The sequence below is a fragment of the Elioraea thermophila (ex Habib et al. 2022) genome (assembly GCF_003336755.1).
GTDB lineage: Bacteria > Pseudomonadota > Alphaproteobacteria > Acetobacterales > Acetobacteraceae > Elioraea > Elioraea thermophila.
The window spans coordinates 117,982-141,718 of record NZ_QMDI01000006.1 but is presented as its reverse complement, the minus strand read 5'-3'; the positions used below and the strand labels follow the sequence as shown (position 1 = coordinate 141,718).

General features: G+C 70.7%; 28 protein-coding genes. 21 read left to right on the top strand and 7 right to left on the bottom strand.

Going from position 1 to position 23,737, the window contains the following annotated elements; genetic code table 11:
* Nucleotides 1–16 precede the first annotated feature (16 nt).
* The 7 genes from DWB05_RS10485 (at nt 17) to arsB (ending at nt 7,218) form a co-directional block, all read left to right on the top strand.
* Nucleotides 17–559, top strand: a complete 543-nt coding sequence (locus DWB05_RS10485; RefSeq protein WP_157967169.1) for a CvpA family protein — start codon at nt 17–19, stop codon at nt 557–559.
* 65 nt (nt 560–624) lie between these two features.
* Nucleotides 625–2,079 (top strand): amidophosphoribosyltransferase, encoded by a 1,455-nt coding sequence (gene purF / locus DWB05_RS10480; protein ID WP_232818502.1) that lies wholly within the window; start codon nt 625–627, stop codon nt 2,077–2,079.
* Entirely contained in the window at nt 2,076–2,834 is a 759-nt protein-coding gene (locus DWB05_RS10475) for an SDR family NAD(P)-dependent oxidoreductase (RefSeq protein WP_114377156.1), read from the top strand. The genes purF and DWB05_RS10475 overlap by 4 nt, the downstream gene beginning before the upstream one ends.
* A 58-nt stretch (nt 2,835–2,892) precedes the next feature.
* Nucleotides 2,893–3,789: an arsenate reductase/protein-tyrosine-phosphatase family protein gene (locus tag DWB05_RS10470; RefSeq protein WP_114377155.1), complete on the top strand. Its 897-nt coding sequence runs from the start codon at nt 2,893–2,895 to the stop codon at nt 3,787–3,789.
* Between the two features lie 7 nt (nt 3,790–3,796).
* Nucleotides 3,797–4,831: an ArsJ-associated glyceraldehyde-3-phosphate dehydrogenase gene (locus DWB05_RS10465; protein WP_114377154.1), complete on the top strand. Its 1,035-nt coding sequence runs from the start codon at nt 3,797–3,799 to the stop codon at nt 4,829–4,831.
* 84 nt (nt 4,832–4,915) lie between these two features.
* A complete protein-coding gene (gene arsJ, locus DWB05_RS10460) occupies nt 4,916–6,148 on the top strand; it encodes an organoarsenical effux MFS transporter ArsJ (protein ID WP_114377153.1) in 1,233 nt (410 codons plus the stop codon).
* The gene (gene arsB, locus DWB05_RS10455) at nt 6,145–7,218 is read left to right on the top strand and encodes an ACR3 family arsenite efflux transporter (protein ID WP_198669140.1); all 1,074 of its coding nucleotides are present in this window, start codon (nt 6,145–6,147) and stop codon (nt 7,216–7,218) included. Before arsJ ends, arsB begins: the two co-directional genes overlap by 4 nt.
* An 8-nt stretch (nt 7,219–7,226) precedes the next feature.
* On the opposite strand, the gene DWB05_RS10450 is transcribed toward arsB, so the two are convergent.
* Nucleotides 7,227–8,633, bottom strand: a complete 1,407-nt coding sequence (locus DWB05_RS10450) for an AtzE family amidohydrolase (RefSeq protein ID WP_232818501.1) — start codon at nt 8,631–8,633, stop codon at nt 7,227–7,229.
* On the bottom strand, nt 8,630–8,848 hold the full coding sequence (locus DWB05_RS10445) for a DUF4089 domain-containing protein (protein ID WP_114377151.1): 219 nt from the start codon (nt 8,846–8,848) through the stop codon (nt 8,630–8,632). Before DWB05_RS10445 ends, DWB05_RS10450 begins: the two co-directional genes overlap by 4 nt.
* 70 nt (nt 8,849–8,918) lie before the next feature.
* Between DWB05_RS10445 and DWB05_RS10440 the strand changes: the two genes are divergently transcribed.
* Genes DWB05_RS10440 through DWB05_RS10430 form a run of 3 tightly spaced genes read left to right on the top strand, consistent with a single transcriptional unit; the run spans nt 8,919 to nt 11,574 of the window.
* Nucleotides 8,919–9,290 (top strand): hypothetical protein, encoded by a 372-nt coding sequence (locus DWB05_RS10440; protein WP_114377150.1) that lies wholly within the window; start codon nt 8,919–8,921, stop codon nt 9,288–9,290.
* 57 nt (nt 9,291–9,347) lie between these two features.
* Entirely contained in the window at nt 9,348–10,778 is a 1,431-nt protein-coding gene (locus DWB05_RS10435) for a M48 family metalloprotease (protein WP_114377149.1), read from the top strand.
* A 58-nt stretch (nt 10,779–10,836) separates the two neighbouring features.
* Nucleotides 10,837–11,574, top strand: a complete 738-nt coding sequence (locus tag DWB05_RS10430; RefSeq protein ID WP_157967168.1) for a hypothetical protein — start codon at nt 10,837–10,839, stop codon at nt 11,572–11,574.
* Between the two features lie 16 nt (nt 11,575–11,590).
* Here DWB05_RS10430 and DWB05_RS10425 read toward each other — a convergent pair whose 3' ends face one another.
* Nucleotides 11,591–12,106 carry an NUDIX domain-containing protein gene (locus DWB05_RS10425; protein WP_114377147.1) on the bottom strand — a complete coding sequence of 172 codons (516 nt, stop codon included), beginning with the start codon at nt 12,104–12,106 and terminating at the stop codon, nt 11,591–11,593.
* 75 nt (nt 12,107–12,181) lie between these two features.
* Here DWB05_RS10425 and DWB05_RS10420 point away from each other — a divergent pair, with 75 nt between their 5' ends.
* The 6 genes from DWB05_RS10420 to DWB05_RS10395 all read left to right on the top strand — a co-directional run bounded on the left by DWB05_RS10420 (nt 12,182) and on the right by DWB05_RS10395 (nt 17,184).
* Nucleotides 12,182–12,553 (top strand): DUF423 domain-containing protein, encoded by a 372-nt coding sequence (locus tag DWB05_RS10420; protein WP_114377146.1) that lies wholly within the window; start codon nt 12,182–12,184, stop codon nt 12,551–12,553.
* The gene (locus DWB05_RS10415; protein ID WP_114377145.1) at nt 12,550–13,485 is read left to right on the top strand and encodes an SAM-dependent methyltransferase; all 936 of its coding nucleotides are present in this window, start codon (nt 12,550–12,552) and stop codon (nt 13,483–13,485) included. Before DWB05_RS10420 ends, DWB05_RS10415 begins: the two co-directional genes overlap by 4 nt.
* Before the next feature lie 213 nt (nt 13,486–13,698).
* A complete protein-coding gene (gene soxY, locus DWB05_RS10410; RefSeq protein ID WP_456298230.1) occupies nt 13,699–14,145 on the top strand; it encodes a thiosulfate oxidation carrier protein SoxY in 447 nt (148 codons plus the stop codon).
* Between the two features lie 31 nt (nt 14,146–14,176).
* A complete protein-coding gene (soxZ, locus tag DWB05_RS10405; RefSeq protein WP_114377143.1) occupies nt 14,177–14,509 on the top strand; it encodes a thiosulfate oxidation carrier complex protein SoxZ in 333 nt (110 codons plus the stop codon).
* 122 nt (nt 14,510–14,631) lie between these two features.
* Entirely contained in the window at nt 14,632–16,320 is a 1,689-nt protein-coding gene (gene soxB, locus DWB05_RS10400) for a thiosulfohydrolase SoxB (protein ID WP_114377142.1), read from the top strand.
* 132 nt (nt 16,321–16,452) lie between these two features.
* On the top strand, nt 16,453–17,184 hold the full coding sequence (locus DWB05_RS10395) for a cytochrome c biogenesis CcdA family protein (protein ID WP_114377141.1): 732 nt from the start codon (nt 16,453–16,455) through the stop codon (nt 17,182–17,184).
* 69 nt (nt 17,185–17,253) lie between these two features.
* On the opposite strand, the gene DWB05_RS10390 is transcribed toward DWB05_RS10395, so the two are convergent.
* Nucleotides 17,254–17,832 carry a thioredoxin family protein gene (locus DWB05_RS10390; RefSeq protein WP_114377140.1) on the bottom strand — a complete coding sequence of 193 codons (579 nt, stop codon included), beginning with the start codon at nt 17,830–17,832 and terminating at the stop codon, nt 17,254–17,256.
* Between the two features lie 83 nt (nt 17,833–17,915).
* On the opposite strand from DWB05_RS10390, the gene DWB05_RS10385 reads away from it, so the two are divergent.
* A complete protein-coding gene (locus tag DWB05_RS10385; protein WP_114377139.1) occupies nt 17,916–18,374 on the top strand; it encodes a DsrE family protein in 459 nt (152 codons plus the stop codon).
* A 36-nt stretch (nt 18,375–18,410) separates the two neighbouring features.
* On the opposite strand, the gene DWB05_RS10380 is transcribed toward DWB05_RS10385, so the two are convergent.
* From DWB05_RS10380 to DWB05_RS10370, 3 genes are read right to left on the bottom strand one after another with little or no spacing between them, the layout of a single operon-like run.
* Nucleotides 18,411–18,905, bottom strand: a complete 495-nt coding sequence (locus DWB05_RS10380) for a GlcG/HbpS family heme-binding protein (RefSeq protein ID WP_114377138.1) — start codon at nt 18,903–18,905, stop codon at nt 18,411–18,413.
* An 8-nt stretch (nt 18,906–18,913) separates the two neighbouring features.
* The gene (locus tag DWB05_RS10375; RefSeq protein WP_114377137.1) at nt 18,914–19,300 is read right to left on the bottom strand and encodes a thioredoxin fold domain-containing protein; all 387 of its coding nucleotides are present in this window, start codon (nt 19,298–19,300) and stop codon (nt 18,914–18,916) included.
* A gap of 16 nt (nt 19,301–19,316) precedes the next feature.
* On the bottom strand, nt 19,317–19,703 hold the full coding sequence (locus DWB05_RS10370) for a c-type cytochrome (RefSeq protein ID WP_114377136.1): 387 nt from the start codon (nt 19,701–19,703) through the stop codon (nt 19,317–19,319).
* A gap of 139 nt (nt 19,704–19,842) precedes the next feature.
* Here DWB05_RS10370 and DWB05_RS10365 point away from each other — a divergent pair, with 139 nt between their 5' ends.
* From DWB05_RS10365 to DWB05_RS10350, 4 genes are read left to right on the top strand one after another with little or no spacing between them, the layout of a single operon-like run.
* Complete coding sequence (locus tag DWB05_RS10365) at nt 19,843–20,166, top strand: c-type cytochrome (protein WP_157967167.1); 324 nt, start codon at nt 19,843–19,845, stop codon at nt 20,164–20,166.
* 14 nt (nt 20,167–20,180) lie between these two features.
* On the top strand, nt 20,181–21,482 hold the full coding sequence (locus tag DWB05_RS10360) for an FCSD flavin-binding domain-containing protein (RefSeq protein WP_114377134.1): 1,302 nt from the start codon (nt 20,181–20,183) through the stop codon (nt 21,480–21,482).
* A 10-nt stretch (nt 21,483–21,492) separates the two neighbouring features.
* Entirely contained in the window at nt 21,493–22,806 is a 1,314-nt protein-coding gene (gene soxC, locus DWB05_RS10355) for a sulfite dehydrogenase (RefSeq protein WP_232818500.1), read from the top strand.
* A 13-nt stretch (nt 22,807–22,819) separates the two neighbouring features.
* A complete protein-coding gene (locus DWB05_RS10350; RefSeq protein WP_198669139.1) occupies nt 22,820–23,683 on the top strand; it encodes a c-type cytochrome in 864 nt (287 codons plus the stop codon).
* The last annotated feature ends 54 nt before the right edge of the window (nt 23,684–23,737 follow it).

Below are 23,737 nucleotides of genomic sequence, written 5' to 3'. Positions count from 1 at the left end.
ATCGTATGCCGCCCGCATGCCCTGGTTCGACATCGCCGTCCTGCTCGTGCTCGGCCTTTCGGGCCTGCTTGCGGCTCTGCGCGGCTTCGTGCGCGAGACCCTCGCCATCGCCGCCTGGGTCGGTGCGGCCGCCGCTGGCTTGTTCGGCTACCCGCTGCTCGCGCCCCATCTCGTGGGCCTGGGCGGGCTGATCGAGCCGGGGCTGGTCGCGAACGGGCTTGCCGGGGGGGCCATCTTCCTCGTCTCGCTGATCGTGCTGTCGCTGATCGCGGGCAGCCTCTCCGACCTCGTGCAGGGGTCGCGGCTCGGCGCGATCGACCGCACGCTCGGCCTTGCCTTCGGCTTGGTGCGGGGTGCGGCGATCCTCTGTTTCGCCTATATTGCAGCGGCATGGCTTGCCCCGCCCGACCGCTGGCCGGACTGGGCGGCCAATGCCCGCACCCGCCCCGCCCTCGAGGCCGGGGGGCAGTGGATCGTGCGTCAATTGCCGGAGGGTCTGTTGCCTCTGCCGCCGCCAGCCCAGCCCGCCCAGGCCCGCCCGGCCGGCCGGGCGAACTGAGCCGCAGTGCGGGGCACGGGGTGAAGCCGGGAGCGGTCGGGTCGAGGGGTCGCGAGGGGGACGGGGTGATCGGACGCGACGAGGACCATCTGCGCGAGGAATGCGGCGTGTTCGGGGTGTGGAACGCCGCCGACGCCGCGGCGCTGACCGCGCTCGGCCTGCATGCCCTGCAGCATCGCGGCCAGGAGGCGGCCGGCATCGTCTCCTTCGACGGGGCGCATTTCCACAGCCACAAGGCGCTCGGCCTGGTCGGCGACATCTTCTCGGATGCCCGGGTGATGGCGCGGCTGCCCGGCCGCGCCGCCATCGGCCATGTGCGCTACGCCACCACGGGCGATACCGTGCTGCGCAACGTGCAGCCCCTTTATGCCGATTTCGAGTTCGGCGGGCTCGCGGTGGGCCACAACGGCAACCTCACCAATGCGCATGCGCTGCGCCGGGCCCTCGTTCGCCGCGGTTGCCTGTTCCAGTCCACCACCGACTCCGAGGTGTTCGTCCACCTGATCGCGATCAGCCTGTACGGCACGGTGGTCGATCGGCTGATCGACGCGCTGAAGCAGGTGCAGGGCGCCTATTCGCTCGTCGCACTCACCAACGACTCCTTGATCGGCGCGCGCGATCCGTTCGGCGTGCGCCCGCTCATCCTGGGGCGGCTGCCGCAGAAGGACGGGGCCTGGGTGCTCGCCTCCGAGACCTGCGCGCTCGACATCGTCGGCGCCCAGTTCGTGCGCGACGTCGAGCCGGGCGAGATCGTGGTGGTCGAGCAGGCCGGCATCCGCTCGATCAAGCCCTGGGCGAAACAGGCGCGACGCTTCTGCATCTTCGAGCACATCTATTTCGCCCGGCCCGATTCGATCGTGGAAGGAACACCCGTCTATCAGGTGCGCAAACGGATCGGGGCCGAGCTCGCGCGCGAGGCACCGGTGGCGGCCGACATCGTCGTGCCCGTGCCCGACAGCGGGGTTCCCGCCGCCATGGGCTTCGCGGCCGAAGCGGGCGTGCCGTTCGAGTTCGGCATCATCCGCAACCACTATGTCGGCCGCACCTTCATCGAACCGACGGATCAGATCCGCCACTTGGGTGTGAAACTGAAGCACAGCGCCAACCGTGCGCTGCTCGAGGGCAAGCGCGTGGTGCTGGTGGACGATTCGATCGTGCGCGGCACCACCTCGCGCAAGATCGTGGAGATGGTGCGCGCGGCCGGGGCGCGCGAGGTGCACATGCGCGTCTCCTCGCCGCCCACCACGCATTCCTGCTTCTATGGCATCGACACGCCGGAGCGCGAGGAACTGCTCGCCGCCCGCCACGACGTCGCCGCCATGGCGCGCATCATCGGCGCCGACAGCCTCGCCTTCATCTCCATCGACGGGCTCTATCGCGCGGTGTCGGGCGCGCCGCGCGATGCGCGGCACCCGGCGTTCTGCGATGCCTGCTTCACCGGCGACTACCCGATCCCGCTGACGGACCAGGCCGACCAGGCGAACGACCGCCAGCTCTCCCTGCTCGCGGAACGGCCGTGAGCGGACCCGCGCCCGCCTCTGCCGGCGAGGGGCCGCTCGCCGGCCGGGTCGCCCTGGTCACCGGGGCGGGGCGAGGCATCGGCCGGGCAGTGGCGGTGGCACTCGCCCGCGCGGGGGCCCACGTCGTCGCCCTCTCCCGCACGCAAGGCGCACTCGAGGAGACGGACGATCTTATTCGCGCCGCCACTGGGCGGTCCGCCACGCTGCTCGTGCTCGATCTGCGCGAGGGCGAGGCGATCGACCTCATTGGGCCCAATCTCGCCGCCCGCTTCGGCCGTCTCGACGTGGTGGTCGGCGCGGCGGCGTTGCTCGGGCGGCTCGGCCCCCTGACTCACCTCCCCGATCACGAGTGGAAGGACCTCTGGGCGGTGAACGTGACGGCGAACTGGCGGCTGATGCGCACCACCGAGCCGCTCTTACGCGCCTCCGACGCCGGGCGGGCGGTGTTCTTGACAGATTCCGTCGCTGGCGCGCCGCGCGCCTATTGGGGGCCGTACGGCGCCTCGAAGGCCGCGCTCGAGCACCTCGTCCGCGCTTGGGCGGCCGAGGTCGCCATCACGCCTCTGAAGGTGAACCTCGTCGACCCGGGCCCGGTCGCCACCCGCCTGCGCGCCGCCGCCTTCCCGGGCGAGGATGCGGGTCGTCTGCCCAAGCCCGAGGACGTGGCGCCCGCCATCGTCTCCCTCTGCCTGCCGGCGGAGACCCGATCGGGGCAAGTCATCGCCCTTTCGCCTGTGGCCCGCGCCGCGGCGTGACCGCTGGGCCCGCGATATGGACCTTGCGACGACGGAATCATTCGACTATCGTTGAACTATGGAAGAAAGAGCAGCCGCCGCGCAGCTCGCCGCCCTCGCCCACCCCACCCGGGTGGCGCTGGTGCGGCTGCTCGCCGCGCATGCCCCTTCGGGGCTGCCGGCGGGCGCCATCGCGGCCGAACTGGGGGTTTTGCCCTCCAGCCTCTCCTTCCACTTCCGCGAGCTCGAGGCCGCCCGGCTGATCCGCCCCGCCCGCGTGGGGCGCAACATCCTTTATGCGCTCGAGCTCGCGCAACTGCGGGCGCTCGCCGCGTTTCTCACCGAGACCTGCTGCGGCGGGCGGCCCGAACTCTGCGGCGAGGGCTTCGCCGCCGCTGCACGCCAGGAGCACGACCCGATGGCCGAGACCGACGCCGAGGGGAACAAGGTCTACAACGTCCTTTTCCTTTGCACCGGCAACTCCAGCCGCTCGATCATGGCCGAGTGCATCCTCAACCGCGAAGGCCAGGGCCGCTTCCGCGCCTTCTCCGCCGGCAGCCAGCCGAAGGGCGAGATCGACCCGCAGACCCTCGACTTCCTTCGCCAGCTCAACTATCCGACCGAGGGGCTGCGCTCGAAGTCGTGGGACGAGTTCGCCCGCCCCGGTGCGCCGGAGCTCGACTTCGTCTTCACCGTCTGCGACGACGCGGCGGGAGAGCCCTGCCCCGCCTGGCCGGGCCAGCCGGTGACCGCGCATTGGGGCGTGCCCGACCCGGCCAAGTTCGAGGGCAATCTCGCCCAGCGCGGTCAGTTCATCGCCGACGTCTATCGCATGCTGTTCAACCGCATCAGCGTCTTCGTCAGCCTGCCCATCCGCAGCCTCGATCGCCTCGCCCTGCAGAAGCGGGTGGACGAGATCGGCCGCATGCCGCGCATCCCGGAGGCGACCGGGCCTGCGGCGCAGCCCGCGGCCTGAGGGACCGATGCGCGTCGGCATCAACGGCATGGGCCGCATCGGCCGGCTCGCCGCGCGGGCGGGGCTCGGCGGGGTGGAGCGGGTGCCGGGAGACCCGCGCGCGGGCAACCGGCTCGACCTTGTGCACGTGAACGAACTGAAGGGCGGGCCGGCAGCGACCGCGCACCTGCTCGAGTTCGACTCCATCCACGGCCGCTGGCGCGCGCCGATCGCGGCGGAGAAGGACGCGATCGTCATCGGCAACCGCCGCATCGGCTTCTCCGCTCATGCCCACCCGCGCGACATCCCCTGGGGCGACTTGGGGGTCGATCTCGTGCTCGAGTGCACGGGAAAGTTCCTCAGCCGGGACGATCTCGAGGCCCATCTCGCGCGCGGCGCGAAGCGCGTCATCGTTGCCGCGCCGGTGAAGGACGGCTCGGCGCTGAACATCGTCGTCGGCGTGAACGACCATCTCTACGACGGCAGCCAAGCGATCCTCACCGCCGCCTCCTGCACCACCAACTGCCTCGCCCCGCTGGTGAAGGTGCTGCACGAGGCGATCGGCATCCGCCACGGCCAGATCACCACCATCCACGACCCGACCAACACCAACGTCGTGGTCGACGCGCCGCACCGCGACCTCCGTCGCGCCCGCTCCGCCATGCTGAGCCTCGCGCCGACCACCACGGGGTCGGCGACCGCGATCGGCCTGATCTACCCCGAACTGAACGGCAAGCTGAACGGGCATGCGGTGCGCGCGCCGGTGCTGAACGCCTCGCTGACGGATGCCGTGTTCGAACTCGCCCGGCCCACGACGGAGGACGAAGTGAACGCGCTGTTCGCCGAGGCCGCGGCGGGGGCGCTCGCGGGCATCCTCGGCATCGAGCACCGCCCGCTCGTTTCCGCCGACTACCGCTCGGACAGCCGCAGCGCGATCGTCGATGCGCCCTCGACCATGGTGACGGACGGCACCATGGTGAAGGTCTACGCCTGGTACGACAACGAGATGGGCTATGCCTGCCGCATGGTCGATCTCGCCACCATCGTCGCCGACCGGACGTGAGCGCCGGCGCGGGGGAGTGAGCCGGATGACGCACGAGGGCGGAACGATGCGTGAGCGTGCCGAAGCCGCTGCAGGGTGGGGGCGATGAGCGCGCGCCGCGCCTACGCCTCGGTGGTCGCCGCCTACTGGGGCTTCACGCTGACCGACGGCGCGCTGCGCATGCTCGTGCTGCTCCACTTCTTCACCCTCGGCTACACGCCGTTCGAGCTCGCCTTCCTGTTCGTCCTCTACGAGGTCGCCGGCATGGCGACCAACCTGTTCGGCGGCTGGGCGGCGGCGCGCTTCGGCGTCAACGTCACCCTCTCGGCCGGGCTCGCCCTGCAGGTGGCGGCCCTGCTCATGCTCTCCGCCCTCGACCCAGGCTGGTCGCGCGTCTGGTCCGTCGCTTGGGTCGTGCTCGCGCAAGGCCTCGCCGGCGTGGCGAAGGACCTGACGAAGACGAGTGCGAAGAGCGCGATCAAGCTCGTCACGCCGGAAGGTGATGCGGGAACGCTGTTCCGCTACGTCGCCTGGCTCACGGGGTCGAAGAACGCGCTGAAAGGGGTGGGGTTCTTCCTCGGCGGCCTGCTGCTTTCCGCCTTCGGCTTCGCGGCCGCGCTGTGGCTGATGGCGGGGATCCTCGCCCTCGTCTTCCTCGCCGTCGCGGCTACCCTGCCGCGCCTGTTCGGCAAGGCGAAGAAGGCCTCGCGCGTGCGGGAACTCTTCGCCAAGACGCGCGCGATCAACCTGCTCGCCACCGCGCGCATCGTGCTGTTCGGCGCGCGCGACGTCTGGTTCGTGGTGGGGCTGCCGGTGTTCCTCTACGGCGCGGGCTGGAGCTTCGCCGAGGTGGGCGGCTTCCTCGCCCTCTGGACCATCGGCTACGGCATCGTGCAGGGCCTTGCTTACCGCGTGGTGCCACGCTCGCCCGACGGGCTTTCGGCCGAAGTGCCGGCGGCACGGCTCTGGGCCGGCGTGCTCGCCCTCGTCCCCCTCGCCATCCTGGCGGGGCTTGCCGCCGCGCCGGCGCGGGCCGAGACGATCGTCGTGGGCGGGCTCGCGCTGTTCGGCGTCGTGTTCGCGATCAATTCCTCCGTGCACTCCTACCTGATCGTCGCCTACGCCGGGTCGGAGAAGGTGGCGGAGGATGTCGGGTTCTACTACGCGGCGAACGCGACGGGGCGTCTCGCCGGCACGCTCTTGTCGGGGCTCCTCTATCAGGCGGGCGGAATCGAGGCCTGCCTGATCGGTGCGGCGGCGATGCTCGCCCTCTGTTTCGCCGTTTCCTTTCTCCTGCCGCGTGATGCGGCTGCCGCCGCCGCGGTGCCGGCGGAATGAGGGATACGCCCGAGCTCGCCCCACCGCCCGGCTTGGGGCTCGTCGAGCGTTACCTCACGCTTTGGGTGGCGCTGTGCATGGCGGCCGGGGTCGCGATCGGCACCTTCGCCCCGGGCCTCGTGCGCGCCCTCGCCGCCGCCGAACTGGCGCAGGTGAACATCCCCGTCGCCGTGCTCGTCTGGGCGATGATCGTGCCGATGCTGCTGAAGGTCGATCTCGGTGCGCTCGCCGCGGTCGGGCGGCACTGGCGCGGCATCGGGGTGACGCTCGCGGTGAACTGGGCGTTCAAGCCGTTCCTGATGGCCGCCCTCGCCTGGGCCTTCGTCGGTTGGCTGTTCGCGCCGCTTTTGCCCGAGGATCAGATCGAGTCCTATATCGCGGGGCTGATCCTGCTTGCCGCCGCGCCCTGCACGGCGATGGTGTTCGTCTGGTCCAACCTCGCCGATGGCGAGCCCAATTTCACGTTGAGCCAGGTCGCGCTGAACGACGTGATCATGGTGGTCGCCTTCGCCCCCATCGTCGGCGTGCTGCTGGGGCTGTCGGCGGTGGTGGTGCCGTGGCAGACGCTTCTCCTGTCCGTCGTGCTCTACATCGTCGTGCCTCTGGTGGTGGCGCAGCTGTGGCGGCGACGTCTTCTCGCCTCCGGTCGTTTCGCGGCCACGCTCGCGGTGCTCAACCCGCTCTCCGTCGTCGCGCTGCTCGCCACCATCGTCCTGCTGTTCGCCTTCCAGGGCGACCGCATCCTCGCCGAGCCGCTGATCATCGCCCTGCTCGCGGTGCCCATCATCCTGCAGGGTTATCTCACCGCCCTGGTCGGTTACCTCGCCAACCGCGCGCTCGGCGAACCGCACGCGGTCGGCACGCCGTCGGCGCTGATCGGGGCGTCGAACTTCTTCGAACTGGCCGTTGCGACCGCGATCAGCCTGTTCGGGCTGTCTTCGGGGGCGGCGCTGGCCACGGTGGTCGGCGTGCTGGTCGAGGTGCCGGTGATGCTGTCGCTGGTGGCGATCTTCCGCCGCACGCGCGGCTGGTACGCCGCTGGCTTGGGCCGCCGTGCGCGCTGTCCGTAAGCCCGCCGTCAGCCCGGTGGAGCGGGGCAGCGCGCTACCCCCAGGGCCTCGAGGGCGGCGGCGACGCGAAGCGCGTGCTCTTCGCGCCACGGCGCGGCGACGATCTGCACGCCCAGCGGCAGGCCTTCGGCCGACCGCCCCACAGGGGCGCACACCACGGGCAGGCCGACGAATGAGAAGGGCGCGGTGAAGAGGCCGATCGCCGCCCGCAACGGAATCTCCCGCCCGCCGAGACGGATCGTCCCGCCCACCCCGAGGGGTGGGGCCGCGAAGGGGGTGGCGGGGGCCAGCAGCACGTCCACGGCGCGGAACGTCTCCATCACGCGTTCGAAGAACCAGCGCCGGAAGCGTTGCGCGGCGATCAGCCAGGCGGCGGGAACGAGCGCGCCGGCGAGGAAGCGGTCGCGCGTGGCCGGATCGTAGTCGAGCGCGCGCGTGCGCAGCCGGTCGAGATGCAGCACCCCCGCCTCGGCGGCGGTGATGATCTGGGCGGCGGCCCGGGCGCGCGCGATCTCCGGCAGGTCGATGGTGCGGGTCACGCCGAGCGCCTCGGCACAAGCCTCCACCGCCGCGATCGCTTCCGCCGTCGCCCCCTCGTGGAACGCCGCGCCGAGGCGCGCGATGCGCAAGCCCTGCGCGCCGAGGGGGAGACGGTCGGTGACCGGTTCGGCCGCCTTGCGCCGACAGGCGGGGTCGTCGGCGTCCCAGCCCTGCATCGCGTCGTAGGCAGCCGCGAGGTCGCGCACGCTGCGCGCGAGCGGACCGATGTGGTCGAGGCTGGCGACGAAGGGCACGGTGCCGGCGCGCGACAGCCGCCCGAAGGTGGGCTTCAGCCCGAAGATGCCGCAGAAGGCGGCCGGCACCCGAATCGAGCCGTTGGTGTCGGACCCGAGTGCGAGGGGCACCAGCCGCGCCGCCACGGCCGCCCCCGACCCCCCCGAGGAGCCGCCCGCCATGCGCGAGGGATCGTGCGGGTTGCGCGAGGGCCCGTCATGCGCGTTCTCGCCGGTGAAGTCGTAGGCGTACTCGCCCATGTTCAGCCCGCCCAGCAGCACCGCACCGGCGGCGCGCAGGCGTCGGATGGCGGTGGCGTCGCGCGCGGCGGGCGGGCTCTCGCGCCCGATCCGGCTGCCGGCGCGCGTCGGCAGGCCGCGGATGTCGAACAGGTTCTTCACCGCGAACGGCACGCCGGCGAGGGGGCCCGGGTCCTCGCCGCGCGCGAGGGTCTCATCGACCGCGCGGGCTTCGGCGAACGCGCGGTCGGCGGTGACGTCGGTGAAGGCGTTGAGCGCGGGGTTGTGCGCGGCGATCCGCGCGAGCGCCGCTTCGGCCACCGCCACCGCCGACACCGCGCGCGACCGCACCGCCTCCGCGATGGTCGCGGCCTCGGCGTCGAGCAGGGAATCGACGCTCACGGCCGGAACACCGGGGCGGGTTCGTCGCGGTCGGCGAGCGGAAAGCCCAGCACCAGGGCTGCGGCCTCGGACAGCCGGGTGAGCGCGTCGAGCGTGCCGGGCCGGCAGGGCTCGGCAACGGGAAGGGCGAGGGCGGCCGAGGCAGCGTCCAGCAAGCGTTCGGCTTCGGCGCGGCTGAGCGGGGCGGGGGCGGGAGAGGAACCGGCGTCGGTCATGCCGCCGATCCTCCGCCCGGCAACGCCATCGTCAACCCTCCGGAAACCCCCGCGTGCTTTTCTGGCACCGATGACGCGCCTGCTCCTCTCCTGGTTGGTTCTGGTCCTGCCGCTCGCCGCCTGCGGGACGAAGATCCAGGGCGCGCCGGCGCCGCTGGTCGCCGCCGGCGTCACGGCCGGCTCCTTCGTCGTGCTGCAGCGGGGGCCGGTGGATGCCGTGTACTCCCTCCTCTCCGGGCAGGACTGCTCGGTCCTGCACCTCGAACGCCGCGGCGAGTACTGCCGGACGGTGGAAGCCCCGGCGGAGGCGCCGTTCTGCACCCGCTCGCTCGGGCGGGTCGATTGCTGGACGGAGCCCCGCCCCTTCGGCCCACAGCCGGCGGTGGCGGACACGCCGGCCCGCCCCGCCACCGAACCCGCGCGCTGGTTCTCGCTGTTCTGAGCCGGCGACAGGGGCACGCCGCGGCGAGCGGGGGCGAGCCCGCACTACATTGGGGGCATGTTGAAGCGACGCCCGGTCCTGCTCGCCGCCCCCGCCCTCCTGCTCACCCGGCCGGCGGCGGCGCAGATCTTCCTTTCGCGCGAGGCGGAGGCGCGTCTCGGCGCGCAGGAACACCCGAAGATCCTCGCCCAGTTCGGCGGCGCGATGGAGGGCCCGCATGCGGCCTACGTGCGCGACCTCGGGCAACGGCTCGCCGCACTGTCGGATCGGCCGAACGACAGCTGGACCTTCACCCTCCTCAACACCACGGTGATCAACGCCTTCGCCGTGCCGGGCGGCTACATCTACGTCACCCGCGCCCTCTTGAGCCTCTGTGCCGACGAGGCGGAACTCGCCGCGGTGATCGGGCACGAGATCGGCCACGTCATCCACCGCCACGCCGCCCAGCGCTACGACCGTCAGGTGGGGGCGCAGATCGGCGGGGTGGCGGCGGAGATCCTCGGCCAGATCTTTCTCGGCGTGCGCGGAGCCGGCCAGATCGCCGGCCTCGCCGGACAGTTCTGGCTCGCCTCCTACTCCCGGGAACAGGAATTCGAGGCCGACACCTACGGCGTGCGGCTGTTGCGGGCGGGCGGCTACACCACGGAGGCCATGGCCTCGTTCCTCGATCGCATGAACGCCTGGGATCGGCTCGATGCTGCGGCCACCGGGCGGCGGCCGGGGGAGGATCAGTTCTCCTGGCTCTCCACGCATCCGCGCACGACGGACCGGGTGCGGGCGGCGATCGCCCAGGCCGGCGGGGATGCGCGCGGGCGGACGGCGCGCGATGAGCACATCCGCCGGCTCGACGGCCTGGTGTGGGGCGACGACGTCAATGAGGGCGTGGTGCGCGGGCGGACCTTCCTCCATCCGGGCCTCGGCATCCGTCTCGACTTCCCGGAGGGCTATCGGGTGGTGAACGGCAAGAACGCCGTCTCCGCCACCCACCGCGAGGGGGCGCAGATCGTGTTCGACGCCGCGCGGATCCGCGGCGACCTCACCCCCGACCAGTACCTGACGCGCGTTTGGGCGCAGAACGTCCGGCTTGGCGGTGTCTCCTCGCTCGAGGTCGGCGGCTGGCCGGCGGCGGCAGCACGGGGGCGGCTCTCCACGCGCGAGGGCACGATCGATCTCCTGCTGGTCGCCGCCAAATTCGCGCCGGGGCGCTACTGGCGCTTTCAGCTCGCCACGCGCGCCGACCGGCTGGAGGCCTTCCAGGCGGGGTTCAACGCCATGCTCGCCTCCTTCCGCCGCATCAGCCGCGAGGAGGCGGCGGCCATCCGCCCGCTCAGGCTGCGCGCCCACCAGGTGCGGGCGGGCGAGACGGTGGCTTCGCTGGCGCGCACGCTGCCGTTGCCGCAGCCCGAGCAGCGGTTTCGCGTGCTGAACGGGCTCGGCGCCGACGAGACCTTGCGACCCGGGATGTGGGTGAAGCTGATCGCGGCGTGAGTGTGCCTCCGCTTCACCGCAGCCCGTTCGTTCGCTACGCTTGCGGGCGATGCCGAGCGTGGTGGAGACGTCCGTCGCGTGCGCGGTCTGCGGGCGTGAGAGCCGGCAGCGCCAGGTGAAGGGGGGAGGGCCAGCCGGGCCGCCCGACCTCGATCTGCGGCCGCGCGATGCCGTGCGCAGCACCATGGCCTATTGGCTGCAGGCCTGCCCTGGCTGCGGCTACGTCGCGCCTCGGCTCGATCGGGCGAGCGAGGCGGAGAAGGCGGTGGTGTGGTCGGGGCCGTACCGCGCGCTGCTGGCCGAGACGAACTACCCCGCCCTGGCGCGCCGGTTCCTCTGCCGGGCGATGATCCTCGAGGAGACGGGCGAACTGCACGCCGCCGCCGAAGCCACCCTGCAGGCGGCCTGGGTGGCGGACGACGTCCGCCGGCCGGACCTCGCCCGCGAGTGGCGCCTCACCGCCGTCGCCCTGTTCCGTCAGGGGCCGCCGCCCGATCTCGAACAGCAGGTGCGCATCGTCGACATCCTGCGCCGGGCGGGCGACTTCGGTGGGGCGGCGGCACAGGCGAACGCGCTGGAGCGGGGCGCGCTGCCCGAGCCGGTGGATCGCGTGGTCGCCTTCGAACGGCGGCTGATCGCGGCCGGCGACGTGCGCGCGTACTCCGTCGCCTCAGCGATCCCGCCACCCGCGGCGCGGCCGCATGCGGCGAGCCGCGGTCCCTCCCTCTTTCGCGCCGAGCCGCGCCCGCGTGGCGGCCTGTTCGCGGCCTTGCTCAGGTTGTTCCGCCGCCGCTGAGCGGCCGCCCCCCGCGTCACCGCTCCCAGTGTTCCGGTGGGGGTTCCGCTCCGCCGGCGGCGATCGCGTCCTGCGCGTGCAGACCGATCGCCAGCCGCGCCACGGTGGACACGTTCGCCTCCAGGAGCAGCGTGCGCGGCGGCATCAGCGCCCGCCCGGCCCCTTCCGTTTGCCGCAGCCGGGCGGCGCGCTCCGGCGTGATCGTGCCCTGGTACGCCTCGACGCGGGCGGAGCACACCGGCGAGCCAGGATAGCGGGCCGGGATCCACAGCGTGCGCCAAAAGGTGAGATCCTCCGGGATCCAGCCGATCTCCTCCGCGAGTTCGCGCCGGACGGCCTCGTCCGCACTTTCGCCGTCCTCGATGCCACCGCCGAACAGGCCGTAGGCGCCGGGGCTGAGGATGCCGGGGCTGTGGTCGCGGATCTGCACCAGATAACGCCCGGTCGGGTCGCGGATCAGCGCCCCGGCGAAGGCGAGCGGCCACGCCGCGGCGGGCGATGGCGGTGCGGGCGCGGGCCGGAGCAGGATCATCGCCGCGACCGGGCGGATGGCCCGTCTCCTGAGAGGGCCTTGCGCGACGGTGCTGCGCCCGCGAGGGTCGTCGCCATGGTTCGCATCACTGTCGGTATCGGGGCGATGACGGGGGCGGCGGCCGTCGTGCTCGCCACGCTGCGCGCCCACGCCTTGCCCGCTCGACTCGACCCCACCTCGCTCGCCATGGTGGACAGTGCGTTGACCATGCTGGGCTGGCATGCGCTCGCCCTCCTCGCCGTCGCCGCCCTGGCCGAGCGGCTGCCCCGCCGCCCGCTCGCGTGGGCGATCGCGCTGTTCATCGCGGGCCTCGTGCTGTTCTGCGGCTCCGTGCTCACGCGCGCGCTCCTCGGCCTGTCCCTCGGCCCCCTGGCGCCGATCGGCGGGGGCGCGCTGATCGGCGGCTGGCTCGTCCTCGCTTACACCGCTTTCGTTGCTCCCAGGTGAACGCCGGGGCGTTTCGGTCCGCCTATCTCGCCGCTGAGGGCTTCGAGGCCCAGCTCGCCGACGAACTGGCGCGCCGCGGGGTGTCGGTGGCGTGTTGGCACGGTCGGCTCGCGCTCAGCGAGCACGCGCCGGTGGCGAGCGCCTGGGCCCTCAACATCTGGCGCGACCCTCGCCCGGTTCCGATCAGCTCGATCGCCGATGCGGCGGCGAAGCTGCGCGCGGTGCAGCGCAACTGGTGGCCCTATGCGCCGCTCCATCACCGCCGGGCGATGCTGATCGCCGGGAGGCTGCCGCATGTTGCGGCGAGGCCGCTCGCTTTTCCGGCCGCGGCACCGCAAGCCCCGCTCGGCTCCTTCACGCTGCTCGCGCCGGAGCTGATGCTCGCCGCGCCCGATTGTTCCTCGCCCTTTCCGAACGGCGAGGCGCGCTTCGTCGAAGACCGCGAGGGCCCGCCCTCGCGCGCCTACCTGAAGCTCTGGGAGGCGTTGGCCTTGCTCCGCTGCTGGCCGCAGCCGGGCGAGACCTGTCTTGATCTCGGCGCCTCACCGGGCGGTTGGAGTTGGGCGCTCGCCTCCTTGGGCGCGCGGGTGATCGCGATCGACAAGGCGCCGCTCGATCCGCGCGTCGCCCTGCTGCCGAACGTGACTGCGCGCCGAGTGAGTGCCTTCGCCCTCGACCCCGCGCGCTGGCGCGAGAGGGAGGGCGTTGTGGATTGGCTGTGCAGCGATGTGATCGCCTATCCGCAGCGTCTCCTGCGCCTGGTTCGCGCTTGGATCGCGGCCGGGGCGGCGCGGCGCATCGTCTGCACGGTGAAGTTCCAGGGCGTCACCGACCACGACACGGCGGAGGCTTTCGCCGCAATTCCAGGCACTTGGCTCAGGCACCTGAGCCACAACAAGCATGAACTCACCTTCGCCTGGGGCTTTTCCTGACGGTTCCGTGAAGAAATGCTTGCCAGCGGGGCGGGAACCATGTTCAATGTTCCGAAGATAACGAGCCGGGAGGAACGGACCGGGCCGATCGGGCGAAAGGGAGCGTCCCTTCTGCCGATGGATCATTCCGGTTGCCGACTCTCCGTGTGGGTTGTCGATTGCCCGTGAGGGATGGGGAGAGGAGAGGACGCCTCGATGAATAGGACAGTGGCCTTGAGCCGGCGCACGGCTCTGTTCGGCACGGCCGGTGCGGTCGTTGCCATCACGTTGGCGCCGAAGCCCGCGTCTGCGTCGCTGCAGCCGGCGACGGAAGCGGCGATCAAGAAGCTGATCGGCGACAAGAAGCTGAACGAGGGGCGCGTCACCCTGCGCCTGCCGCCGATTGCCGAGAACGGCAACACCATCCCGCTCACCGTGGTGGTGGAGAGCCCGATGACGGCGGGTGATCACGTCAAGACGGTGCACGTGTTCGCCGACCGCAACCCGACCCCGGATGTCGCCTCCTTCCACCTCACGCCGGCGATGGGCCGCGCCGAGGTCTCCACGCGGATTCGCCTCGGCCAGACGCAGGACGTGGTCGCCATCGCCGAGATGAGCGACGGGTCGCTGTTCATCGGTCGCCAGGAGGTGAAGGTCACCATCGGCGGCTGCGGCGGCTGAGCGGACCAACGAAGAGGACGAGGACACGACCATGGCAGCACCGATCGGACAGCCGCGCGTTCGCCTTCCCTCCGGCGTGAAGGCGGGGGACATCGTCGAGATCCGCACCCTGATCTCGCACCCGATGGAAACCGGCACCCGCCGCGATTCCTCGGGCAACCTGGTGCCGCGGGACATCATCAAGACCTTCATCGCCACCTTCGACGGGCAGGAGGTGTTCCGCATGGACCTTCACCCGGCGATCTCGGCCAACCCGTACATCGCCTTCGCCTTCAAGGCGGAGAAGACGGGCACCTTCGAGTTCACCTGGATCAACGACGCGGGCACCCGCGCCACGTCCCGGTCCGAACTCAGGGTCGGCTGACCTTCGAGGGTCGCGGCGGTGGCCGCCCGCGCGCTGTCGCGGGCGGCCGCTGACGCGCGCCACACCTCGCTGCGGCAGCGCCGCGGCGAGCCCCATCTGCCTCGTCGCGTAGGACTTTCGGCATGATCACGCGTCGCGACCTGTTGGCCGGAGCGGGCGCTCTGGCCGCGCTCGGCCCCTCCGCCATGCGCGCCGCCGCGCAGGGCACGCTCACCGAGGCCGACCTGCTGCGCTTCCAGCCGCTCGGCCAGGTCACGCTGATCCACGTCACCGACCTGCACGGGCAGATGCTGCCGATGTATTTCCGTGAGGCCTCGGTGAACGAGGGGGTGGGCGAGGGGCGTGGCCGCCCGCCCTTCCTCACCGGTGCCGCGCTGCGCGAGCACTTCCGCGTGCCCGCCGGCACCGCGATGGCGCACGCGGTCAGCCACGAGGACTTCGAGACCCTCGCCCGCACCTTCGGGCCGATGGGCGGGCTCGATCGCATCGCCACGCTCGTCAAGGCCATCCGGGCGGAGCGACCCGATCGCACCCTGCTGTTGGATGGCGGGGACACCTGGCACGGCGGCTACGTCGCCTTGGCGACCAACGGCGGTGCGATGGTCGAGCTGATGGGCCTGCTCAAGCCCGAGGCGATGACCTCGCATTGGGAATTCACCTACGGCGCGAAGCGGGTGAAGGAACTCGTCGAGCAGACGGAGGCCTCGGGCTGCGCGTTCCTCGCCCATAACGTTCAGGATACGGAATGGAACGAGGAGGTCTTCACCCCGGCCAAGATGTTCGAGCGCGGCGGGGTGAAGGTGGCGGTGATCGGCCAGGCCTTCCCCTACACGCCGATCGCCAACCCGCGCTGGATGATCCCCGACTGGAGCTTCGGCATCCAGGAGGAGAAGCTCGCCAAGCGCGTCGAGGAGGCGCGCGCGGAAGGCGCCGAGGTGGTGGTGCTCCTCTCCCACAACGGCTTCGCGGTCGATCGCAAGCTCGCCTCGCGCGTGAAGGGGATCGACGTCGTGCTGGTCGGGCACACGCATGACTGCACGCCGGAGCCGATCAAGGTGGGCGATACGCTGCTGATCGCTGCCGGGGCGCACGGCAAGTTCCTCAACCGGCTCGACCTCGAGGTGCGCGGCGGCAAGGTGGTGGCGTACCGGCACGCGCTGATCCCCGTCTTCGCCAACGCGATCCGCCCCGATGCCGAGATGGCGGCCGCCATCGCGCGGTTGCGCGCGCCGCACGAGGCGATGCTGAAGCGCGTCGTCGGCCGGACGGAGACCACGCTCTATCGCCGCGGCAACACGAACGGCACCTGGGACGACTTGATCTGCGACGCGCTGGTCGCCGAGCGTGATGCCGAGATCGCGCTCTCGCCCGGCTTCCGTTGGGGGCCATCGCTGCTGCCCGGCAGCCCGATCACCATGGAGGACATCTACGAGCAGACGGCGATGACTTATCCGAATGCCTGGCGGCTCGAGTTCACCGGCGCCCAGGTGAAGGAGATCCTCGAGGACGTCTGCGACAACCTGTTCAACCCCGATCCCTACTACCAGCAGGGCGGCGACATGGTGCGGGTGGGCGGCTTGGGCTTCACCATCCGGGTCGATCGGCCCGCCGGGCAGCGCATCACCGACATGGTGCTCTTGCGCAAGAACGAGCCGCTCGAGGCGTCGAAGCGCTACGTGCTCGCGGGCTGGGCCTCGGTGAACGAGGGCACGCAAGGCCCGCCGATCTGGGAGGTGGTGGAGAAGCACATCGCCCGCCTCGGCACGGTGGCGCCGAAACCGAACACCGCAATCCGCCTCGTTCGCGGCTGAACGCCGAGGCGGCCTCTCGCCCGAGGCGAGCAACGCTGCGATTGGGGGGCGGGGCGAAAGCGATGCGCCGACGCCAACGGGATGGCTTGGTGACCCTGTTTTGCCCGCGCGAGGGCGGCTAGGCTGCCCAGCATGGATGTCGGCCACGGCACGGCTCTGGTCGCGGGGATCCTCTCCTTCCTCTCGCCCTGCGTCTTGCCGCTGATCATCCCCTACTTGGGCTTCATCGGCGGCGTCACGCTGCAGGCGGGGGCCACCGGCACGGTGGTCGAGGCCGACCGGCTCCGCGTGGTGACGGCCGCCTTCTTCTTCGTGCTCGGCTTCGCCACCGTCTTCATCGCCCTCGGCGCCTCGGCGACCGCGATCTCGCAACTTCTCGCCGAGCACATGGAGACCTTCGCGCTCGTCGCCGGCGCGGTGTTGATCGCCTTCGGCCTTCACTTCGCGGGCCTCTTTCGCTTGGGCTTCCTCTATCGCGAGAAGCGGATCGAGGTTGACCGCAAGCCGACCGGGCCACTCGGCGCCTATGTGGTGGGGCTTGCCTTCGCCTTCGGCTGGACACCCTGTGTGGGACCGATCCTGGCCGGAATCCTCACCATCGCCGCCTCGTCGCAGTCGGTCGGCTACGGGGCGTCGTTGCTCGCGGTCTATGCCGCCGGCATCGGCGTGCCGTTCCTGCTCGCCGCCCTGTTCGCCTCGCGCTTCCTCGGTTTCGTGCAGCGCATGCGCCGCTATTTCCGGGCGGTCGAGCTCGCCGTCGGTGGGCTTCTCATCGTCACCGGCGTGATGATCATGACGGGCACCTTCAGCGTGATCGGGAACTGGCTGCTCGAGACCTTCCCGATGTTCTCCCGCCTCGGGTGAGCCGCGATGGCGGCCGACATCGCCGCCCTTCCCGTGGCTTCCCGTCCGTCCCCGGCAGGTGGCGCCCGCTCAGCCGCGGGCGTGGCGCGACCACCAGGCGGTGAAGGGCGTGCCGTCGGCGTAGGCTTTGTCGGCGACGTAGCGGAACATGCCGAGGAACTGGTCGGGCTTGAGAAGCCCGTGCATGCGGGCGACCTCGATCTCGTGGCCGGGGGCCTGCGGCACCGCCTCGCTGTCCGGGAAGAAGACGATGGTCGGCGTGAAGCGCACGCGCCAACGGCGGGCAAGCGCCTTCTCCTCCATGGTGGCGCCGTCGAAGTCCTGCACCTCGCGCGACCCGTGCAGGTCGAGCTGGATCAGCGCGAAACGCTCGCGCACGTAAGCGGCGATCTCAGGGTCGACCAGGTGTTTGGTGTGCATCTCGACGCAGTAAGGGCAGCCCCTCTGGTCGAACACGACGGCGAAGCGCTTGCCGTTCGCGCGTGCCTCGGCAAGGTCTTCGGGCAGGCGGAGGAAGGTGTCGAGGAACCAGGACTGGGTCCAGCCGTGATCCGTCCGCACCGGTTCCGGCCGCAGGACCCCGGGAGCAAGGAGGCCGGCACCGGCGAGGAGTGGGGCGGCAAGCAGGCTGCGGCGGGTGTTCGGCATCGACCCCTCCCTTCGTGTTTGTCGTTGAATGATGGCAAGGCAGACGGCGCGGATCAATCCGCCGCCGTCACGGATATGAGAGGATGGCCATGAAGCGCGCGTTGTTGATCGCTCTCGCCCTGCTGGTCGCGTCTCCCGCGACGGCCTCCCGTGAGCGCGCGACCGAACTCGCCGACCCCAAGCCGAGCGTGGATGCGCCGCGGCGGATCGTCGTCTCCCTTGCCGAGTCCGACCCCGCGCGCGCGAACGCGGTGTTCTCCAACGTGATCAACATCCAGGAGTTCTATGGGCCTGACCGGGTGGAGCTCGCGATCGTGCTCTACGGTCCGGGCGTGCGCCATGTGCTGAAGGGCGACAGCCAGGTGGCCGAACGCGTCGCCTCGCTCAGGGCCTACGACATCACCTTCATCGCCTGTGGCAACACGCTCGAGAGCATGGGACGCCCGCACGACGACCTGCTCGATGGCGTCGAGGTGGTGAAGAACGGCCTGCCCGAGATCGTCGAGAAGGTGCTTTCGGGCTGGGTGCACCTGAAGCCCTGAACCCAGGGGCGCACCCGGCCCGCCCGATCACGTCATTCACATCATCAGCCGGTCCTCGACCGCCTTGATGCCGGCCTTCGCGCAAGCGTCGTCCTCGGCCCCGCCGGGTGCGCCGGAAATGCCGATGCCGCCGACGATCATGCCGCCGGCTTCGACCGGAACACCGCCGCCGAGGAAGACGAAGCCCGGCAGGTGACGGATGCCCGAATTGAGCTGGCCCGCTTCCGTCACCTCGGCCAGCGTCAGCGTGTCGGTGCGGAAGCTCACCGCGGCGCGCGCCTTGCCGACCGCGGTGTCCGGCGTGTGTTGGCCAGCGAGCCGGTCGCGCAGCACGACCTGGACGAGACCGAACCGATCCGTCACGGCGACCGCGACCTGGTAGCCGCGGTCGCGGCAGTCCTTCAGCGCGGCCAGCGCGAGGTCGAGGGCGAGTTCGGGCGTCATCACCCGGAAGGTGGTGAAGTCGTCGGCGGCTGCGCGCGCCTCCTCACCGGCCGCCATCGCCGCCGCGAGCACCGCCGTCGCGAGCATGGTCTTTCTCATTGCCGTGCTTCCTCCGTTCGTTCGTTCAGTTTCGCGACCAGGGCCTCGGCCGCCTGCCAGAACAGCGCCTCGCCCTGGTAGCCGACGATGCGGCCGAGTTCCCGACCATCCTTCACCAGGACGAAGGTGGGCGTGAAGACCGCACCGCGCAGGAAGGCGAGATCGGGAGGCAAGGGACCGCGGCCGATGTCGACGCGACGGAGGGGAGCCCGGCGCCCGAGGTCGGAGGCGTCCCAACCGGGGCCCACCTCGCGCAGCCAGCGCCGGCAATAGGGGCAGTCGTGGCGCTCGAGCATCACGAGGCTGGCGCCGCCTTCGGCCCACGCCGGTTCGGCAGCGACGGCGGCGAGCCCGGCGAGGAGATGGCGGCGCCCGATCCTCATGTTCGGCCCTTCCGGCTCAGCTCTTCGGGCCGTTCTGCTTGAGGAAGGCGATCACGTCCTCGATCTGCTGCGGGTTGCGCAGGCCTGCGAAGGCCATCGAGCCCTTCGGCACGAGATCCTTCGGGTTGGCGAGGTACTTGCGGAGATTGTCCTCGGTCCAGGTCAGGCCGGCGCCGCTGAGCTCCTGCATGTTGGCGGAGTAGCGGAAGCCCTCGCGCTGGCCCGCCTTCCGGCCGACCACGCCGTACAGGTTGGGGCCGACCCCGTTGCGACCACCCTCCTCGATGGTGTGGCAGGCACGGCACTGGTTGAACACCCGCTGGCCGGCAGCGGGATCACCTTCGGCATGGGCGGCTGCGGCCACGGCAAGGGCTGCAACAAGGACGCTCAGGGAGAGTTTCATCGGGCGCTGTCCCTAGGGTGAGGTTGACGTTCCCCCGGCGTTCGGCCGCGCCCATTCAGCACCTTCGTGTCTGCGAAGATACCGCTGGACGCTGCCGATGCAGTCACTATACTGTGACGACCAATTGGGGAGGAGACCGATGCCAAGCACACTCGCGCGACTTGGCCGAATGGCTGCCCTGGCGGCGACCGCCGCACTCCTGGCCGGACTGCCGGCTGCGGCGAACGACCAGGCTCGCATCGCCCTGGTCACCGGCGGTTGCGTCGGCTGCCACGGCGGCGACGGGTCGGGCGGGCACGGCATCCCGAAGATTGCGCAGACGATGAACCGGGCCGACTTCGTCGCCATGATGAAGGCGTTCCGCGAAAACAAGAACAACCCGACCGTGATGAACCGGATCGCGCGCGGCTACACCGACGAGGAGTTCGCGCTGATGGCGATCCGCTGGGCGAAGCCGGAGTGAGAGGGAGACGACCGATGACCGATACCCTGACCCGTCGCGGTCTGCTCGCCTCTGCGGCCGCGCTTCCCGTCGCCCTCGCCGCGCCGCGCGTGTCCGCCCAGGCACGCATGCGCCTCGTCATCATCGGCGGCGGCTTCGGCGGTGCCTCCGCTGCCCGTTTCGCGCGCGACACGTTCCCCGATGTCGACGTGACCCTGATCGAACGTTCGCGCAGCTTCACCACCTGCCCCTACGGCAACCTCGTGCTCGGGGGCATGCGCAAGATCGAGGAGATCACCTTCACCTACGACGGGCTGGCTCGGCGCGGGGTGCGCGTGGTGCACGACGAGGCGGTCGCGGTCGACCCGGCGGCGAAGACGGTGCGCCTGCGCAACGGTGGGCCCGTGGCCTATGATCGTCTGGTCATGAGCCCAGGAATCGATCTCCGCTGGGGCGCGATCGAGGGCTACACGGAAGGGGCGGCCGAGCGCATGCCGCATGGCTGGGCGCCCTACCTGCAGCCGATCACCGTGCTGGAGCGCCAGTTGCGCGCTATGCCGGACGGCGGGGTGTTCGTGATGGCGATCCCGGACAACCCCTTCCGCTGCCCGCCCGGGCCCTACGAGCGCATCAGCATGGTCGCGCACTACTTCAAGCAGGCCAAGCCGCGCGCCAAGATCCTCGCGCTGGATGCGAAGAACGGCTTCTCCAAGCAGCCGCTGTTCCAGGAGGCGTGGGAGGAACTCTATCCCGGCATGATCGAATGGCGGGGTGCGTCCAACGACGGCCGCGTGGTGCGCGTCGACCCAAGCGCGATGACGCTGCGCACGGAATTCGGCGACACGGTGAAGGCCGACGTTGCCAACGTCATCCCACCGCAGATGGCCGGCAAGATCGCCCGCGACACGGGGCTTGCCAACCAGACCGGCTGGTGCCCCGTGAAGCCGCAGACCTTCGAAAGCGCGCTCGTGCCGGGGATCCACGTCATCGGCGACGCCTCGATCGCGGCCCCGATGCCGAAATCGGGCTTCGTCGCCTCCACCCACGCCAAGCAGGCGGTGGCGGCGGCGGTGGCGCTGCATCGCGGGCAGACGCCGCCCGATCCGGTCTACTTCAACACCTGCTACAGCCACGTCGGCACCGACTACGGCATCTCCATCGTCGGCGTGTTCCGCGCCGAGGGCGATCGTTTCATCGAGGTGCCGAATTCGGGCGGCATCAGCCCGCGCAACGCGACGATGAGCCGCGAGCGCAAGGAGGAGTACCGCCGTCTCGAAGCGCACTATGCCGACGGATGGTACGAGGCGCTGACACGGCAGATGTTCGGTTTGAGTTGAGGAACGAATGATGGGGAGTGAGATGGAGCGGAACGATTCGACCCCGTCACGGCGTGGCGTGCTGCGCGCCGGTGCAGGGCTCGCCACCGCGGCGGCAGCGGCTCTCGCAGGCGGACGCGCCGTCGCCGCCGGCAACGGCAATGGCGGCAATCCGGAGAACCTGCCGCCGAACCTGCCCGAATGGGGCCGCAGCTTGGGCCTCGGCGTGATCGAGGAGCCCTACGGCAACCCCTCGCGCCACGAGGCGCATGTCGTGCGCCGCTACGTGCCGTGGCTGACGGCGGATCGGATCGGCTCCGTCTCGTTCACCCCGCTCGCCGAACTGCACGGCATCATCACCCCCAACGGCCTCTGCTTCGAACGTCACCACGGCGGCTATCCGGACGTCGATCCGAACGACTGGCGGCTGATGGTGCACGGCCTGGTCGATCGGCCGAAGATCTTCACCCTGCAGGACCTGATGCGGATGCCGACCGTCAGCCGCATCCACTTCCTCGAGTGCCCTGCCAACGGTGGCATGGAGTGGCGCGGGGCGCAGATGTCCGGCGTGCAGTACACGCACGGCATGCTGATGTGCTGCGAGTGGACGGGCGTGCAGCTCAAGCACATCTTCGCCGAGACCGGGCTGAAGCCGAACGCCTCCTGGGTGCTGGCGGAAGGCGGCGATGCCTCACACCTCTCGCGCAGCCTCCCCATCGCCAAGCTGCTCGATGACTGCATCCTCGCCTGGGGCCAGAACGGCGAGATGCTGCGCCCGCAGCAAGGCTACCCCGTGCGTCTCGTCGTGCCGGGCTACGAGGGCAACGTGTGGATCAAGTGGATTCGCCGCCTCGAAGTGGGCGATCGGCCCTGGTATCACCGCTCGGAGACGCGCACCTACACCGATCTCCTGCCTTCCGGCAAAGCGCGCCAGTTCACCTTCATCAACGAAGTGAATTCCGTCATCACCTACCCCTGCCCGGAGAAGCCGCTGCGCGGCAAGCCGGGCTTCGTCGAGATCAAAGGGCTCGCGTGGTCGGGCTTGGGCAAAATCGCGCGCGTCGACGTTTCCGTCGATGGCGGCGACACCTGGCGCACCGCCGAACTGCAGGAACCCATACTCTCCAAGGCGCTGACCCGCTTTCGCATTCCCTGGGAATGGCGGGAAGGGACGGGGCCGTTCTATCTGCAGTCCCGCGCCATCGACGAGACCGGACGGGTGCAGCCGTCGATCCACGCGCTGCGCGACAAGCGCGGGGTGGAGAGCATCTACCACAACAACCGCATCCACACCTGGCTCGTCGAGAAGGACGGCACGGTGGTCAACGTGCAGATCGACGCCTGAGGAGAGAGAGCCGATGCGCAAGACCCTTCTTCTCGGCGCCGCGCTGATCGCCGTTGCCGGGGGCCTGATGCTGGCCGACCAGGTCGTGGCGCAGCAGCGCCAGCAGACGCAGTCCCAGCAACAGCAGCAGGTGCGCCAGCCGCAGCAGGCCCAGCCGGCAGCGGCGCAACCGGCCGCGCAGCAGGTCGCGGCGGTGCCGTTCTCGCGCGGCTTCGAGCAGTTCAAGCCGTTCGTTCCGCCGCCCGGCGGCAACACCTGGGAACAGCCCTGGCCGCAGCCGGCCGGCCTGCCGCCCCTGCCGAAGCCGCTCGGTCTCGGCACGGACGCCACGCCGGAACAGATCGCCGGGTGGGACATCGCGATCCGTCCCGACGGATCGAACCTGCCGCCCGGGCGTGGGTCCGTGAAGGACGGCGAGGAGCTCTATCTCGCCCACTGCGCCGTCTGCCACGGCGACTTCGGCGAAGGGCTCGATCGTTGGCCGGCGCTGATGGGCGGCAAGGGCTCGCTGAACACGGAAACGCCGAAGCGCACGGTGGGCAGTTACTGGCCTTCGGCGCCGATCGTGTTCGACTACATCCGACGCGCCATGCCCTACCAGGCGCCGCAGAGCCTGAGCATCGACGAGTATTATGCGATCACCGCCTACGTGCTGTATCTGAACGAGTTGATCCCCGAGGACGCAGTGATGGACGCGAAGACGCTCGCCGCGGTGCGCATGCCGAACCGCGACGGCTTCATCTTCGAGGAGCGGCCCGACACCCCCGACGTCGCCTGCATGACCAACTGCCGGCAGAACAAGACCGTCACGGTGCTGATCGACAGCCGCCAGTTCGTCGAACCGGGCTCGGGCTCCGGCACCAGCGAACCGCAGTAAGCGGGGTCCATTCGCAGCCAGCGAACGAGGGCGCGTCGCGCGGGCGGCGCGCCC

What these genes read in the sequence shown, in the direction of transcription:
- DWB05_RS10485 (WP_157967169.1), top strand. Translation starts at nt 17, where the DNA reads ATGCCCTGGTTCGACATCGCCGTCCTGCTCGTGCTCGGCCTTTCGGGC.
- DWB05_RS10470 (WP_114377155.1), top strand. Translation starts at nt 2,893, where the DNA reads ATGGAAGAAAGAGCAGCCGCCGCGCAGCTCGCCGCCCTCGCCCACCCC.
- DWB05_RS10465 (WP_114377154.1), top strand. Translation starts at nt 3,797, where the DNA reads ATGCGCGTCGGCATCAACGGCATGGGCCGCATCGGCCGGCTCGCCGCG.
- arsJ (WP_114377153.1), top strand. Translation starts at nt 4,916, where the DNA reads ATGAGCGCGCGCCGCGCCTACGCCTCGGTGGTCGCCGCCTACTGGGGC.
- arsB (WP_198669140.1), top strand. Translation starts at nt 6,145, where the DNA reads ATGAGGGATACGCCCGAGCTCGCCCCACCGCCCGGCTTGGGGCTCGTC.
- DWB05_RS10445 (WP_114377151.1), bottom strand. Translation starts at nt 8,848, where the DNA reads ATGACCGACGCCGGTTCCTCTCCCGCCCCCGCCCCGCTCAGCCGCGCC.
- DWB05_RS10440 (WP_114377150.1), top strand. Translation starts at nt 8,919, where the DNA reads ATGACGCGCCTGCTCCTCTCCTGGTTGGTTCTGGTCCTGCCGCTCGCC.
- DWB05_RS10435 (WP_114377149.1), top strand. Translation starts at nt 9,348, where the DNA reads ATGTTGAAGCGACGCCCGGTCCTGCTCGCCGCCCCCGCCCTCCTGCTC.
- DWB05_RS10425 (WP_114377147.1), bottom strand. Translation starts at nt 12,106, where the DNA reads ATGATCCTGCTCCGGCCCGCGCCCGCACCGCCATCGCCCGCCGCGGCG.
- DWB05_RS10420 (WP_114377146.1), top strand. Translation starts at nt 12,182, where the DNA reads ATGGTTCGCATCACTGTCGGTATCGGGGCGATGACGGGGGCGGCGGCC.
- soxZ (WP_114377143.1), top strand. Translation starts at nt 14,177, where the DNA reads ATGGCAGCACCGATCGGACAGCCGCGCGTTCGCCTTCCCTCCGGCGTG.
- soxB (WP_114377142.1), top strand. Translation starts at nt 14,632, where the DNA reads ATGATCACGCGTCGCGACCTGTTGGCCGGAGCGGGCGCTCTGGCCGCG.
- DWB05_RS10395 (WP_114377141.1), top strand. Translation starts at nt 16,453, where the DNA reads ATGGATGTCGGCCACGGCACGGCTCTGGTCGCGGGGATCCTCTCCTTC.
- DWB05_RS10390 (WP_114377140.1), bottom strand. Translation starts at nt 17,832, where the DNA reads ATGCCGAACACCCGCCGCAGCCTGCTTGCCGCCCCACTCCTCGCCGGT.
- DWB05_RS10385 (WP_114377139.1), top strand. Translation starts at nt 17,916, where the DNA reads ATGGCCATGAAGCGCGCGTTGTTGATCGCTCTCGCCCTGCTGGTCGCG.
- DWB05_RS10380 (WP_114377138.1), bottom strand. Translation starts at nt 18,905, where the DNA reads ATGCTCGCGACGGCGGTGCTCGCGGCGGCGATGGCGGCCGGTGAGGAG.
- DWB05_RS10375 (WP_114377137.1), bottom strand. Translation starts at nt 19,300, where the DNA reads ATGAGGATCGGGCGCCGCCATCTCCTCGCCGGGCTCGCCGCCGTCGCT.
- DWB05_RS10370 (WP_114377136.1), bottom strand. Translation starts at nt 19,703, where the DNA reads ATGAAACTCTCCCTGAGCGTCCTTGTTGCAGCCCTTGCCGTGGCCGCA.
- DWB05_RS10365 (WP_157967167.1), top strand. Translation starts at nt 19,843, where the DNA reads ATGCCAAGCACACTCGCGCGACTTGGCCGAATGGCTGCCCTGGCGGCG.
- DWB05_RS10360 (WP_114377134.1), top strand. Translation starts at nt 20,181, where the DNA reads ATGACCGATACCCTGACCCGTCGCGGTCTGCTCGCCTCTGCGGCCGCG.
- soxC (WP_232818500.1), top strand. Translation starts at nt 21,493, where the DNA reads ATGGGGAGTGAGATGGAGCGGAACGATTCGACCCCGTCACGGCGTGGC.
- DWB05_RS10350 (WP_198669139.1), top strand. Translation starts at nt 22,820, where the DNA reads ATGCGCAAGACCCTTCTTCTCGGCGCCGCGCTGATCGCCGTTGCCGGG.